Below are 14,778 nucleotides of genomic sequence, written 5' to 3' on the forward strand. Positions count from 1 at the left end.
TCACACGGCGTTGCGAGGCCGCACCGCCGCCGGCAGCGGCAGCCCGGTCATGAAGTCGGCCGCCAGACCCACCGCGCGGCCGGATTCGCGAGAGAAGCGCGGGAACATCTGGAACACATGGCCTTGGTCGGGCCATTCCTGCAGCCGGACATCGGCACCCGCCGCGCGGAACTCGCGGTACATCGCCCGCGCGTCGTCGCCCATCACCTCGAGCGCCCCCACCTGGATCAGCGTCGGTGGGAGCGTCATCTCGGTGTTCAGCGCGATCCGCATCCTCGGGTGGTCTGGTTCGGCCGATCCCGTGTAGAGACGCAGGATTCGCTGTGCCGCAACGGCATCGATGATCGGATCACGCACTCCGCGGAGCTGACTGGCGACCGCGAGTTCGAACGTCGGGTCGTACAGGGGCGAGAACATCACCACCCCGGCAGGCTGCGGCGTGCCGGTGCGATGGTTGTCCGCCAACAGATCGGCCGCGAGGTGGCCACCGGCCGAATCGCCTGCCACGACGATCCGTTCGGCACGAAAGCCCGCGGCCAACAGCCAGCGATAGCCGCGGATCGCGTCGTCACCCGCGGCCGGGAAGACGTACTCGGGGCCCAGGCGATAGTCGAGGCTGAATGCCGACCAGCCGGTACGGCGGGAGAGCCGGGCGACCAGGCCACGGTGTGTCCGGGCTGAGCAGACGACGTATCCGCTGCCGTGGAGGTAGTAGATGATGGTCCGCTCGGCCGTCGCGGGCCGGGCCGGGCCGGCATGTGCACCGACCCACTCGCCGCGTACCCGACCGGGTCGGACTCGTCCGCCGTCGTAGAAGACGTCCCGCACGCTCTCCACCGTCGTCCCGGACGGTGCAGGCGACATGGCGACCAGTGAGCGGTTCACCCCGGGCCGCATCGCACTGATCAGTGCAGCGGGTGGAACGGCACCACCGAGGCCCGCAGCCGTCATCAACGGGTGGGAGACGCGCGAGAGGTATCCGTTGATCGCACGGGAGCGCCACGAGCCGCGTTCGGAGGGCGGCCACCACTGCTCCGAGGTGGGCGTTCGCACCCTGTCGACGCTAGAGGATCCGGGGAGTCGCAGGGGTGGATCCGACGCAGTCGGCCGGACCGGTCGATACTGGGTGGGCAGAGAGGGGCCGGAGGGGCCCGAGATGGCGGGTACGCTGCGGAATCATCACGGTTGTGCTATCCGGATTTCGATACCTGGTACCCGGCGTGAGAAAATGACTCACAATGCTTTCGCAGAGCAGGGTGGTGCCGGGTAGAGCAGCTCTATCCCGGGTGCGCCGTCAGCAACGACGCTGACACGGACACCGCTACATGGCTGGAGAAGACTCCCAGGTCAGCCCAAGGATTCGGGGGGATTCGCGACAAGCCGGTGGTCGGTGTCCACGGACACACGTCAACGGTGTCCCAAGGACACATAACGGTGATTGCGTGCGCAGCGTCGCGCACAGAGTGAGGCGAACTTATGAAGCATGCTCCGGGCCCTACGGGGCTCTATGACCCGGTCAACGAGCACGACTCCTGTGGTGTCGCATTCGTGGTCGACATGCACGGACGACGCAGCCGCGACATCGTGGACAAGGCGATCACCGCACTCGTGAACCTGGAGCATCGCGGCGCCGCGGGCGCCGAGCCGAACACCGGCGACGGCGCCGGGATCATGATCCAGGTTCCTGATCGGTTCCTGCGCGAGAGCGTCGACTTCGAGTTGCCTGCCGAGGGCGCGTACGCCACCGGTATCGCGTTCCTGCCGCAGGGCTCCGAGGACGCCCGGGTGGCCTGCGAGGGCGTCGAGAAGATCATCGAGGCCGAGGGGCTGACCCTGCTCGGCTGGCGCGAGGTGCCGACCAACGAGAACTCGCTCGGCGCTCTGGCACGTGACGCGATGCCGACGTTCCGGCAGGTGTTTCTGGCCGGCGCCGAAGGCATGGATCTGGAGCGGCGGGCGTTCGTGGTCCGCAAGCGGGTCCAGGCCGAGCTGGGCACCAAGGGCGCCGGGGCCGACGGTCCGGGCCGCGAGACCGTGTACTTCCCGAGCCTGTCCGGTCAGACCTTTGTCTACAAGGGCATGCTGACCACCCCGCAGCTGCGTGAGTTCTATCTGGATCTGCAGGATTCGCGCCTCGAGAGCGCTCTCGGGCTGGTGCATTCGCGATTCTCGACCAACACCTTCCCGTCGTGGCCGCTGGCCCATCCGTTCCGCCGCGTCGCGCACAACGGCGAGATCAACACCGTCACCGGCAACGAGAACTGGATGCGGGCGCGTGAGGCGCTGATCGACGCCAGTGCGTTCGGTGACAGCGACGTGGCCGACAAGATCTTCCCGACCTGCACGCCGGGTGCGTCGGACACCGCACGTTTCGACGAGGTGCTCGAACTGCTCCATCTCGGCGGTCGCAGCCTGCCGCACGCGGTGCTGATGATGATCCCCGAGGCGTGGGAGCGCCACGAGTCGATGAAGCCGGAGCACAAGGCGTTCTACGAGTACCACTCGGCGCTGATGGAGCCGTGGGACGGACCGGCATCGGTCTGCTTCACCGACGGCACCGTGGTCGGCGCGGTGCTCGACCGGAACGGGCTGCGCCCGAGCCGCGTCTGGGTCACCAAGGACGGTCTCGTGGTGATGGCCTCGGAGGTCGGTGTGCTCGACATCGACCACGCCGACGTGGTGCAGAAGATGCGCCTGCAGCCGGGCCGGATGTTCCTGGTGGACACCGCGGCCGGGCGCATCGTCGACGACGAGGAGATCAAGGACGAACTCGCCGCCGAGCACCCGTACCAGGAGTGGCTGGACGCCGGCCTGGTCCACATCGACGACGTCGACCCGCTGCCGCACGTGCACATGGCCCATGACCGGGTCGCTCTGCGCCAGCAGGTGTTCGGCTACACCAACGAAGAGCTCAACCTGTTGGTCGCGCCGATGGCCAAGACCGGCGCCGAGGCGATCGGCTCGATGGGTACCGACACCCCGATCGCGGTGCTGTCGGCGCGTCCGCGCATGCTCTTCGACTACTTCCAGCAGATGTTCGCCCAGGTGACCAACCCGCCGCTGGACGCGATCCGCGAAGAGGTCGTCACCAGCATCGGCGGCACCATCGGTCGCGAGGCCGACCTGCTCCATCCCGGTCCCGAGTCGTGCAGGCAGATCATGCTGCCGCAGCCAGTCCTCGACAACGACACGCTCGCCAAGCTCGTCCGCATCGACGACAACGACGAGCTGCCGGACTTCAGCAGCGCCCACATCCACGGCCTGTATCCGGTGGCCGAGGGTGGCGACGGGCTGCGCCGTGCACTCGACGAGGTGCGCACCAAGGTGAGCGCCGCCATCGCCGACGGCGTGTCGATCATCGTGCTCAGCGACCGGGAGTCGGATGAGAAGCTCGCGCCGATCCCGTCGCTGCTGCTGACCGCGGCCGTCCACCACCACTTGGTGCGTGAGCGCAAGCGCACCCGCGTCGGGCTCATCGTCGAGTCCGGCGACTGCCGCGAGGTGCACCACGCGGCGACGCTGATCGGCTTCGGTGCCGCAGCCGTGAACCCGTACATGGCCTTCGAGTCGATCGAGGACATGGTCGAGCGGGGCGTTCTCGGCGACATCGACTTCCCAACAGCGCGCAAGAACTACATCAAGGCCGCAGGCAAGGGTGTGCTCAAGGTGATGAGCAAGATGGGTATCTCCACCCTCGCCTCGTACACCGGCGCACAGCTGTTCCAGGTCATCGGTCTGTCGCAGGACACCGTCGACGAGTTCTTCACAGGTCTCAACAGCCAGCTCGGCGGCATCGGCCTCGACGAGATCGCCGGCGACGTCGCCACCCGGCACGCCTTGGCCTTCACCGAGCGGCCGACCGAACGGGCGCATCGTGAGCTCGAGGTCGGCGGCGAGTACCAGTGGCGTCGCGAGGGTGAATACCACCTGTTCAACCCGGACACCGTGTTCAAACTGCAGCACTCCACACGGACCGGGCAGTACAAGGTCTTCAAGGAGTACACCAAGCTCGTCGACGACCAGTCGTCCAAGATGGCGTCACTGCGTGGCCTGTTCGACTTCAATTTCGGTGACCGCGATCCGATCCCGATCGACAAGGTCGAACCGGCGAGCGAGATCGTCAAGCGGTTCTCCACCGGAGCGATGAGCTTCGGCTCGATCTCGGCCGAGGCCCACGAGACGCTGGCCATCGCCATGAACCGTCTCGGCGGTCGGTCGAACTCCGGCGAGGGCGGCGAGGACACCCGCCGTTTCCACCACGACGAGAACGGCGATTGGCGCCGCAGTGCGATCAAACAGGTCGCCTCCGGCCGCTTCGGCGTGACGTCGCACTACCTGACCAACTGCACCGACATCCAGATCAAGATGGCGCAGGGCGCGAAGCCCGGCGAGGGTGGTCAGCTCCCGCCGCACAAGGTCTATCCGTGGGTGGCCGAGGTGCGCGGTTCGACGCCGGGTGTCGGCCTCATCTCGCCGCCGCCGCACCACGACATCTATTCGATCGAGGATCTCGCGCAGCTGATCCACGACCTGAAGAACGCGAACCCGCAGGCTCGGATTCACGTGAAACTCGTCTCCGAGGTCGGGGTCGGCACGGTGGCAGCTGGAGTCTCCAAGGCCCATGCCGACGTGGTGCTCATCTCGGGCCACGACGGTGGCACCGGCGCGACGCCGCTGACGTCGATGAAGCATGCGGGTTCACCGTGGGAGATCGGTCTCGCGGAGACCCAGCAGACCCTGCTGCTCAACGGTCTTCGCGACCGCATCGTCGTCCAGGTCGACGGGCAGCTGAAGACCGGCCGCGACGTCGTCGTCGCGGCGCTTCTCGGCGCCGAGGAGTACGGCTTCGCGACCGCTCCGCTGGTGGTCTCCGGCTGCATCATGATGCGCGTGTGTCACCTCGACACCTGCCCGGTCGGTGTGGCCACCCAGAACCCGCTGCTGCGGGAACGGTTCACCGGCAAGCCGGAGTTCGTCGAGAACTTCTTCATGTTCATCGCCGAAGAGGTGCGTGAGCTGCTTGCCCGCCTCGGCTTCCGGACCCTGCAGGAGGCGGTCGGGCACGTCGAGACCCTCGACACGGCAAAGGCGCTGGCGCACTGGGGTTCGGCGAAAGCCGGCAAGCTCGACCTGTCGTCGGTGCTGGCGATGCCGGAGTCGCCATTCATGAACCAGGACCTGTATTGCTCCGGGGCCCAGGATCATTCGCTGGACAAGGCGCTCGATCAGCAGCTGATCGCCCAGAGTCGTGAGGCCATCGATCACGGCACTCGCGTCTCCTTCGGCTCCAAGATCACCAACGTCAACCGGACCGTCGGCACGATGCTCGGTCACGAGGTGACCAAGACCTATGGCGCACAAGGGCTTCCGGACGGCACGATCATCATCGACTTCACCGGTTCGGCTGGTAACAGCTTCGGCGCATTCGTGCCCAAGGGCATCACGCTCCGGCTGGAGGGCGACGCGAACGACTTTGTCGGCAAGGGACTCTCCGGTGGACGCCTCGTGGTGCGTCCGGCGCGCAACGCGCCAGAGGGATTCGTCGCGGAAGACAACATCATCGCGGGCAACGTCATCGGGTTCGGCGCCACCAAGGGGAAGATCTTCCTCCGGGGTGTGGTGGGAGAGCGGTTCTGCGTGCGCAACTCGGGCGCGACCGCCGTCGTCGAGGGCGTGGGCGATCACGGTTGCGAGTACATGACCGGTGGTCGGGTGGTGGTGCTCGGCGACACCGGGCGCAACTTCGCGGCCGGTATGTCGGGCGGTATCGCCTACGTGTACGACCCGTTCGGCAAGCTCGGGGACAACCTGAACACCGAACTCGTCGAGATCGAGGAGCTCGAGGCCGAGGATGTCGAGTTCCTGGCGGGCATCGTCAAAGAACATCGCGCCGAGACCGATTCCCCGGTCGCCGCGGCGATCCTCGACGACTGGGAGACGACGCAAGGCAAGTTCGCCAAGGTCATGCCGCGCGACTACAAGCGCGTGCTGCAGGCTATCGACGCCGCCGAGCGCGAAGGACGAGACGTGAACGAAGCGATCATGGAGGCCGCACGTGGCTGACCCCAGAGGTTTTCTCAAGCACACCGAGCGGGAGCTTCCCGACCGTCGTCCGGTCGAGCTGCGGCTGCTGGACTGGAAAGAGGTCTACACCGACTTCGACAAGTCGGAGTTGAAGACCCAGGCCAGCCGCTGCATGGACTGCGGTATCCCGTTCTGCCACAACGGTTGCCCGCTGGGTAACCTGATCCCCGAGTGGAACGACCTGGTCTACAAGGACCAATGGCGTGAGGGTATCGAGCGGCTGCACGCGACCAACAACTTCCCGGAGTTCACCGGTCGGCTGTGCCCGGCGCCGTGTGAGGCCTCGTGCGTCCTCGGCATCAATCAGCCGGCCGTCACGATCAAACAGGTCGAGGTCGAGCTGATCGACAACGCCTTCGAGAGTGGCTGGGTGACCCCGGTGCTGCCCACCGAGAAGACCGGCCGCTCGGCCGCCGTGGTCGGCTCGGGTCCCGCGGGTCTCGCTGCCGCACAGCAGCTCACCCGTGCCGGACACGACGTCACGCTGTTCGAGCGTGCCGACCGGATCGGTGGACTGCTGCGCTACGGCATCCCGGAGTTCAAGATGGAGAAGCGGCACATCGACCGCCGTCTGGCCCAGATGGAGGCCGAGGGCACCGTTTTCCGGACCGGCGTGAACGTCGGCGTCGACATCACCGTGGAGCAACTGCGAGCGGACTTCGACGCGGTCGTGCTGGCCAACGGTTCCACCATCGGTCGTGACCTGCCGATCCCGGGCCGTGAGCTCGACGGCGTGCACCAGGCGATGGAGTTCCTGCCTCAGTCCAACCGGATCCAGCTCGGCGACACCGTAGAAGGACAGATCACCGCCAAGGGCAAGAAGGTCGTCATCATCGGTGGCGGCGATACCGGTGCGGACTGCCTCGGCACCGCATTGCGCCAGGGCGCCGAGGTGGTGCACCAGTTCGAGATCATGCCGAAGCCGCCGAACGAGCGCGCCGAGTCGACTCCGTGGCCGACCTACCCGCTGATGTACCGCGTGTCGTCGGCGCATGAGGAGGGCGGCGAGCGTGTCTTCTCGGTCAACACCGAGGAGTTCACCGGCGCGGAGGGCAAGGTCACCGCTCTGAAGGCGCACGAGGTGGTGATGCGTGACGGACGGTTCGAGAAGGTCGAGGGCAGCGAGTTCGAGCTCGAGTGCGACCTGGTCCTGCTGGCCATGGGCTTCGTCGGACCCGAGCGTGCGGATTTCCTCGACAAGCTCGGCGTCGAATACGACCAGCGCGGCAACATCAAGCGCGACGACGACTTCGCCGCCGTCGGTGTGCCGGGTGTGTTCGTGGCAGGCGACGCCGGTCGCGGACAGTCGCTGATCGTGTGGGCCATCGCCGAGGGTCGATCGGCAGCTGCGGCCGCCGATACGTTCCTGGCCGGCCGTACCGATCTGCCCGCGCCGATCGTCCCGACCCAGGCCGCCCAACGCTGAGTCACCCGGACTGCTGAGTCACCGAACTGCCGAGTCGCCCAACTGATTCGTTTGTTTCGGGTACGAAGGATGCCGGGCAAGAGTGGTTCATCCACGGATATGTGGTGCACAGGGTCGGACATGTAGCAGAGTGGAGGGGTGCTCCCGTACCGGTGGCATCCAGACGCCCCGACCCGACGGGAAGACCATGATGACTACAGGGGTGGATCGCCCGGCCAGGCGATCCCGTCCCAAGGACCGTAAGCAGCGGATCCTGGAAACGGCCGCGGACATGTTCCGTGACCACGGGTACCACGGCGTCGGGATGAGCGACATCGCCGGCAATCTCGGTATCGTGCCGAGCGCCCTGTACCGGCACTACCGGAGCAAGCACGATCTCCTGGTCGCGGTCCTGGACGCCGCGCTGGCCCGATATGAGCGGGCCGTCGAGGGTGTGGACGACTGGGAGACGGCGACCGACCGGATCGCGCAGGCTGCGCTCGATGCCCGCGCCTTCGATCTGGTCTGGTCCCGCGACAGCGGGAATCTGTCCCCGGTGGAGTACGACCAGCTCTTCCAGCGACTGCGTGGCGTCGGCCGCCGCGTCGCGGCGATGATCGAAGTGGGTTCGGAGGCGGGATGTGTGCCTTCGCGGACCACCGCATGGGCTGTCTTCGCCGCGCTGGACTGGCCGGGTCATCGGCCGCTCGCGGTACCGGCTGCCGATCAACGGCGGACCCTGGCATCAGCGGTCGACGCGATCGTGGTCGCCGGTCGCCTGGGGGTCGGCCACCCATCGGGTGGCGAGGCGATGTCTCCGGCCGATGCCCTGTCCGCCTCCGATGCCATGGGCGGTCTCCGGCCGGCATCGCGGCGGGAAGCGTTGCTGGGGACGGCGATCACCATGTTCGCCGTGCGCGGGTACCAGACGGTCAGCCTCGACGACATCGGCGATGCCGTGGGCATCGCCGGTCCGAGTGTGTACAACCACTTCGCCAGCAAGCGCGAGATCGTGGCGTCGGGTGTCAGCCGGGCGTTCGAAGCGCTCTGGCTCACCTTGGGGCAGGTCCTGCGCAGTGCGTCCGAGCCGCGACAGGCGCTCGACGACCTGACCGATCACTACGCGCGCTTCGCCTACGATCACTGGGATCTCATCACCGTCTGTCTGTCGCATTCGGGCATCCTCGACGACACCGCACGGACCGTGCTCGAGCGGACCTACGTGGACTATGTGGGCGAGTGGCGGCGACTCGAGATGGAGTGCAGGCCGGAGCTGAGTCCGGACGAAGCGCAGGCGTTGGTCCACCTCGCGCTCGCGGTGATCAACGGTGTGGTGCGCATCCCCACCTTGCGCAATCCTGATCTGCCGGAGGCGGCACGTCACCTGGCGCGTGCGGTACTCGAGGCCCCGATCATCCCGGTCGCCCACTGATTATTCGCGTCGCCGAGCTTATTCGCGTCGCCGAGCCCACGTCAGATCGTGAGCAGAGCCGAAGTCATCTGGCGCTCGACGGTGTCTGCGAGCCGACCGAAGGCGATCTGGACGATCGGGTCGGCGAGTCGGGCGACACCGTTGAACTCGACATGTGCGTGGTAGGTCACGATGGTCGACGTACCGTCGCTCGTACCGAATGTCATGTCGTCGACGGAGGTCGCGGTCTTGTTGGTGCCGGTGAACGTCAGGTGGTCGGCGTCGTCGCGGGTCAGTTCGTAGGTGAGGTCGGTGGTGATCCCGTACAGCCGGGTGACGTTGTGCCACTGGGTACCCGGCCCGACCGGGTCGGCGCCGATCTGCTCGCAGCTCTGGGTACCCGGGTCCCACTCGACGGCGTTCGCGAAATCGCGGAGATAGGCGACGACCTCGCCGAGTGGACGGGCGACGGTGAACGTGCGGGTCACATCGACCACGGGAACTCCTCTGAATCGGCAACGATCGGTGAGCTCACCCCGCCACCGGGTGCGAGGTGAACCCGGCAAGGATTCGTCGCCGACGAGATTCCGGATGGGCCTTCGCCGACTACACTCGTGACACGAACCGGGCGCGAGGGGAGTGCCGACGATGCGTCTGCGCAGGATGTTCGCCTCTGTGGTGGCCGTGATGACGGCTGCCGGGATCTCGGTGGGTGTCGGATCGCCTGCGGTGGCGGCGCCACCGGGATGTCCCGCGATCTATGTGCTCGCGGTTCCCGGCACGTGGGCCAACGGCCAGAGTCCCGGCATGCTGCGCGAGGTGACCTCGGGACTCGGGCCGGAGACCCGGGTGCAGTTCGTCGGATACGACGCGACCGCATTCCCGTGGGAGAAGGCGATCTACGGAAAGTCCAAGGCGCAGGCAGTGGCCAACACGACCGGACTGGCCGCCGCCATGCTGCGCCGGTGCCCCGGGACGCGGATCGCACTGACGGGATACAGCCAGGGCGCTGATGCCGCCGGGGACGTGGCGTCGGAGATCGGGACCGGCCGGGCGGCGATCCGGCCGGGTCAGGTGGCGGGAGTGGTGCTGATCTCCGATCCCCGCAGATCTCGGCAGGACAACCTGATCGGACCGCCGCTGACCGGCGAGGGCAGCGGCGGCCCACGGCTCGATGGCATGGGGTGGGTCAAGCCGCGGGCCTTCACGATCTGTGAGCCACTCGACCTGTACTGCAACGTTCCTCGCGACTACTTCATCACGAGAATCGTGGGGTACCTGGCGGAGACCAGTGATCCGACCCCGAGCCAGATCGGTCAATACCAGGCGGAGGCCGGAGCCATCGTCGCCGAGCTCCTCACCCTCGGTGGCCCGGGAAAGATCGTCGGGGAATTGAGCAATGCTCGTGCGCGCGAGCAGATCACGATCTTCAACGCCTTCCTCAAGTCGGGTACGCACGGCAACTATGCGGCGTTCCAGGTTCGCCCGGGCGTGACCGCGGTGCAGTGGGCCCACGACTTCCTCGCCCGACTGGCATGACGGCCGACGCGCACGCGGGGAGAGATCCATGCCCGTCGCTACCCGGGATGTAACGGTCGGCGTGGGATCATCGATGTACCGGATGGCTGACATTGCGGCGGGCGGACCCGGCGAATCGGAGTCCAGGTGTGGCGGAGAATACGTTCTTCGATGGACCAAATGACTTGGGTGCGACCGACCGACCGATTACAGTAAGCCGAAGATCGAGTCCGTTGTAGCGAACCAGGGAAGTGATTGGTCATGAGGTTGGCTGATACATCCTCCAGTCCACGTCGTAGCTCGATGCTGAGCTCCATCACCGGCGGCAGATTCGGCCGCGCGCGCACCACCACCCGCGCATTTCCCGCCGAGGCCGAGCGCCTCGTCACCCAAGCCGAACTCCGACGCCTTCATACGTGATCACCATGCGGAATGATCAGCGCAAGCCGCTGATCATTCCGCGGTGACACGCGCGGACTGACCACCGATCTCCACCACGTCCCCCGGCTCCAACTGCCGGCCTCGACGGTCCTCCACCTCCCCGTTGACCGACACCAGCCCGTCGGCGATCACGCCTTTGGCCTCGGCGCCCGAGTCGATGAGGTTGGCCAGCTTCAAGAACTGACCCAGGCGGATCGAGCCGTCGCGGATGGGTACGTCGTACATCGCAACCATCTTGCCGAACGATGGCCTGCCGAGCGAGCCCGGACGGCTAACGTTTATCCATGACGTTGGAAGCGCCGCGCTCAGAACGTGCTGCCGAGAGCATCTCTGAGCACGAGATGATCGATTCCAGTCCGCGACCGCACACGCCGGCCGAGCGGCGGTCGCGCGACCTGATCGAGAGCATCCGCACGCCACGCGGTTTCGGGCGGCATGCGCCGCGGATCGCCGGGACCGTCGTCGGTGTGCTCGCCACGATCGCACTGCTGTCCAGCGTCTTCCCATGGTTCCGGCACCTCATCCACGTGCCGCGCGACTACGTGGACACCTTCGTCATCACCCTGCCCGACACCAGTTTCGCGTGGGCCTTCGTGCTGGCCCTGGTCGCGTTCGCGTTGTCGATGCGCAAGCGCATCGCCTGGTGGATCTGCGTGGTCTACCTGGTCCTGTACACGCTGGGCAACGCGCTCTACCTGATCCCGGCGCTCGCCGACCAACTCGCGGTCACCGACAACGACCGCATCAACCTGTGGATCGGCATCGTCGCCGATCTGGCGGCGCTGATCTATCTGATCGCCACCTACAAGCAGTTCCACACGCGCGTGCGGCGCGGCGCGGTACTGCGAGCCGTCGGTGTGTTGCTCGGCGGCCTCGTCGTCGGCACGCTGCTGGGCTGGGCTCTGGTGTGGTTGTTCCCGCATACCCTCACTCGTGCCGACCGCCTCCCGTACGCCATCAACCGGGTCGTCGCCTTCGGTTCGATCGATCAGGAGGCGACCTTCGACGGACGGCACAGCTATCCGCCGATCAACGGGCTGCTCGGTTTGTTCGGCGCACTGGCGCTGATCGCGGCGGCGATCGTGCTGTTCCGGTCGGTGCGGCTCCGCTCCCTGATCACCGCCGACGACGAGAAGCTCATCCGGGCGCTGATCACCCGATTCAACGACGACGATTCGCTCGCGTACTTCTCCACCCGTCGCGACAAGGCGGTGGTCTTCGCGCCGGACGGTCGCGCGGCACTCACCTATCGTGTCGAACTCGGGGTGGGACTGGCCGGTGGTGATCCGATCGGTGACCCGGAGTCCTGGGACGACGCGGTGGCCGAGTTCCTCACGCTCTGCGATCGATACGGCTGGCATCCGGCGGCGATGGGGTCGAGCGCACGCGGCGCCGCCGCCTACGACGCGGCCGGCTTCGGCTCTTTCTCGATCGGCGACGAGGCGATCCTCCACACCCGCGACTACAGCATCAACGGGCCCGCGATGAAGGGGGTCCGGCAGGCCGTCACACGGACGAAGCGGGCCGGGATCACGGTGCGCATCCGGCGTCACGGGGAGATCTCGACAGGCTCGATCGACGGGAAACTGGGCACGGTCGACGGGAAACTGGGCACGGTCGACGGGAAACTGGGCACGGTCGACGGGAACGGTGGCGAGATGGCGGAGATCGTCGCGCGCGCCGATGCCTGGCGCGACACCGACGAGGAGCGCGGCTTCGCGATGGCGTTGGGCCGACTCGGCGATCCGTCCGACGGCGACTGCCTCCTCGTCGAAGCGGTCGAGCACGAGGGCGAGCCGGGGGAGAAGGTCGTCGGCATGCTGTCGTTCGTCCCGTGGGGACGGACCGGGGTCTCTCTCGACGTCATGCGTCGCGATCGGGGATCGGTGAACGGCATCGTCGAGACGATGGTGACCGAACTGGCGAAGAACTCGGAGCAGTACGGCATCACCCAGATCTCGCTGAACTTCGCGACCTTCCGCGCGTTCTTCGAGCACGGCGCCGAGATCGGGGCCGGGCCGGTAATGCGCGCGACCTACTCCGTGCTGATGTTCGGCTCGAAGTTCTTCCAGATGGAGTCGCTCTACAAGTCGAACGCCAAGTACCGCCCGGACTGGCAGCCGCGGTATCTCTGCTTCGAGGACGCCCGCGTGATGCCCCGGGTCGGACTCGCGGCCATCGTGACCGAGGGCTTCGTCCGGTTGCCCCGATTCGGCCGCGCGCGGCATTACACCGAGGGTGCGTCGGCGATCCCGGCCGGCGTGGACGTCGACGCACTGATCGCCGAGTTGGCGGCCGAGGCCGACGCCACCGGGGTGGACGTGCATCGGCCCGAGCAGGTCCGGGTCCGCCTGGCCAAGATGGAACGCCTCGTCGAGGCGGGATTCGATCCCTATCCCCCCGCGGATGCGCCCACCCACACGATCGCGCAGGCAGTCGCCGAGCCGGAGGGCTCCGTGGTGACCATCGCGGGCCGCGTGACCCGGCTCCGCGACTTCGGCAAGGTGGTCTTCGCCGACGTACACGACTGGTCGGGTCAGGTGCAGGTCCTGGTCGAGGAGTCGCGGTTGATCCCGGGCACACCGGATTTCGGCGGTGACGTCGACCTGGGCGATCTGATCGAGGCCCGTGGTGTGGTCGGGGCCAGCCGGTCGGGCGAGCTGTCGATCCTCATCGATGCCTGGCGATTCAACGGAAAGTGTCTGCGGCCGTTGCCGGACAAATGGAGCGGGCTGACCGATCCGGAGGCCCGGGTACGCCAACGCTATGTGGACCTGGCCATCAACCCACGCAGCAGGGAACTGCTCGCAACACGCAGTGTGGTGGTCAAGTCGTTGCGAGACTTCCTCGCCGAACGCGGTTTCCTGGAGGTGGAGACCCCGATCCTGCAACAGATCCACGGCGGTGCCAACGCCACCCCGTTCCAGACCCACATCAACGCCTACGATCTCGATCTCTACCTGCGTATCGCGCCCGAGCTCTATCTGAAGAGGCTCTGCGTCGGCGGCGTGGAGAAGGTGTTCGAGATCGGGCGCAACTTCCGCAACGAGGGTGTCGACTTCAGTCACAACCCCGAGTTCACCAGCCTGGAAGCCTATGCGGCGCACAGTGATTACCTGAAGATGCTCGACCTCACCCGCGAGATGATCCAGCACGCCGCGATTGCTGCGTACGGCGAACCTGTGATCGTGCGGACGGACGCAGACGGAAATGAAGAGCGCGTGGACATCTCGGGTCCCTGGCCGGTCAAGACCGTGCACCAGGCGGTATCCGAGGGGGCAGGGGAGGAAGTGACGCCGGGGACCTCGGTGGAGGTCTTGCGCGCAATCTGCGACCGGCTCGACATCGCCCACCGCCCCGACTGGGACGCCGGCCAGGTGGTGCTCGAACTCTACGAGCACCTCGGCGAGGATCGGACCACGTTCCCGACCTTCTACACCGACTTCCCGACGTCGACGTCGCCGCTCACCCGCGCACACCGGTCGATCGCCGGGGTGGCCGAGCGCTGGGATCTCGTCGCGTGGGGTGTGGAACTCGGCACCGCCTACACCGAGCTGACCGATCCCGTCGAGCAACGCAAGCGGCTGACCGACCAATCGATCCTGGCGGCCGGTGGAGATCCCGAGGCTATGGAACTCGACGAGGACTTTCTCCAGGCGCTCGAATACGCGATGCCGCCCACCGGTGGTCTCGGTATCGGCGTGGACCGCGTCGTCATGCTGATCACCGGCCAGTCGATCCGCGAGTCGTTGGCGTTCCCGCTGGCCAAGCCCCAGGAAGGCTGAGGCCACTCGCGGTTGCCCGAGGCGCTGCGCGATCGGTCGGCGCCTGGCACAATCGCCCTTGTGTCCGCGATGGCAAATACTGTTTGCTGAGCTGAACTGTCGGACGGCCAAGCGGGCAGATCTCGGCCACGGCC

8 protein-coding genes are annotated in these 14,778 nt (G+C 66.8%); 5 read left to right on the forward strand and 3 right to left on the reverse strand.

Annotated elements, in window-relative coordinates; genetic code table 11:
• Window positions 1-1,053, reverse strand: coding sequence for an alpha/beta hydrolase (locus OVA31_RS11190; protein WP_267631156.1), 1,053 nt, complete (start codon window positions 1,051-1,053; stop codon window positions 1-3).
• A gap of 423 nt (window positions 1,054-1,476) precedes the next feature.
• Here OVA31_RS11190 and gltB point away from each other — a divergent pair, with 423 nt between their 5' ends.
• From gltB to OVA31_RS11205, 3 genes are all read left to right on the forward strand, one after another.
• Complete coding sequence (gene gltB / locus OVA31_RS11195; RefSeq protein WP_267631157.1) at window positions 1,477-6,063, forward strand: glutamate synthase large subunit; 4,587 nt, start codon at window positions 1,477-1,479, stop codon at window positions 6,061-6,063.
• The gene (locus OVA31_RS11200; RefSeq protein WP_267631158.1) at window positions 6,056-7,510 is read left to right on the forward strand and encodes a glutamate synthase subunit beta; all 1,455 of its coding nucleotides are present in this window, start codon (window positions 6,056-6,058) and stop codon (window positions 7,508-7,510) included. The genes gltB and OVA31_RS11200 overlap by 8 nt, the downstream gene beginning before the upstream one ends.
• A gap of 187 nt (window positions 7,511-7,697) precedes the next feature.
• Window positions 7,698-8,921: a TetR/AcrR family transcriptional regulator gene (locus OVA31_RS11205; protein ID WP_267631159.1), complete on the forward strand. Its 1,224-nt coding sequence runs from the start codon at window positions 7,698-7,700 to the stop codon at window positions 8,919-8,921.
• Window positions 8,922-8,962: 41 nt separating this feature from the next.
• Here the strand turns inward: OVA31_RS11205 and OVA31_RS11210 are convergent, their stop codons facing one another.
• Window positions 8,963-9,397 carry an SRPBCC family protein gene (locus OVA31_RS11210; protein ID WP_267631160.1) on the reverse strand — a complete coding sequence of 145 codons (435 nt, stop codon included), beginning with the start codon at window positions 9,395-9,397 and terminating at the stop codon, window positions 8,963-8,965.
• 166 nt (window positions 9,398-9,563) lie between these two features.
• On the opposite strand from OVA31_RS11210, the gene OVA31_RS11215 reads away from it, so the two are divergent.
• Window positions 9,564-10,439 carry a cutinase family protein gene (locus OVA31_RS11215; RefSeq protein WP_267631484.1) on the forward strand — a complete coding sequence of 292 codons (876 nt, stop codon included), beginning with the start codon at window positions 9,564-9,566 and terminating at the stop codon, window positions 10,437-10,439.
• 432 nt (window positions 10,440-10,871) lie between these two features.
• On the opposite strand, the gene OVA31_RS11220 is transcribed toward OVA31_RS11215, so the two are convergent.
• Complete coding sequence (locus OVA31_RS11220) at window positions 10,872-11,084, reverse strand: RNA-binding S4 domain-containing protein (protein WP_420714170.1); 213 nt, start codon at window positions 11,082-11,084, stop codon at window positions 10,872-10,874.
• A gap of 116 nt (window positions 11,085-11,200) precedes the next feature.
• Here OVA31_RS11220 and lysX point away from each other — a divergent pair, with 116 nt between their 5' ends.
• Window positions 11,201-14,644 (forward strand): bifunctional lysylphosphatidylglycerol synthetase/lysine--tRNA ligase LysX, encoded by a 3,444-nt coding sequence (lysX, locus tag OVA31_RS11225; RefSeq protein ID WP_267631485.1) that lies wholly within the window; start codon window positions 11,201-11,203, stop codon window positions 14,642-14,644.
• Window positions 14,645-14,778: the final 134 nt, after the last annotated feature.

Source organism: Gordonia sp. SL306, from assembly GCF_026625785.1.
GTDB lineage: Bacteria > Actinomycetota > Actinomycetes > Mycobacteriales > Mycobacteriaceae > Gordonia.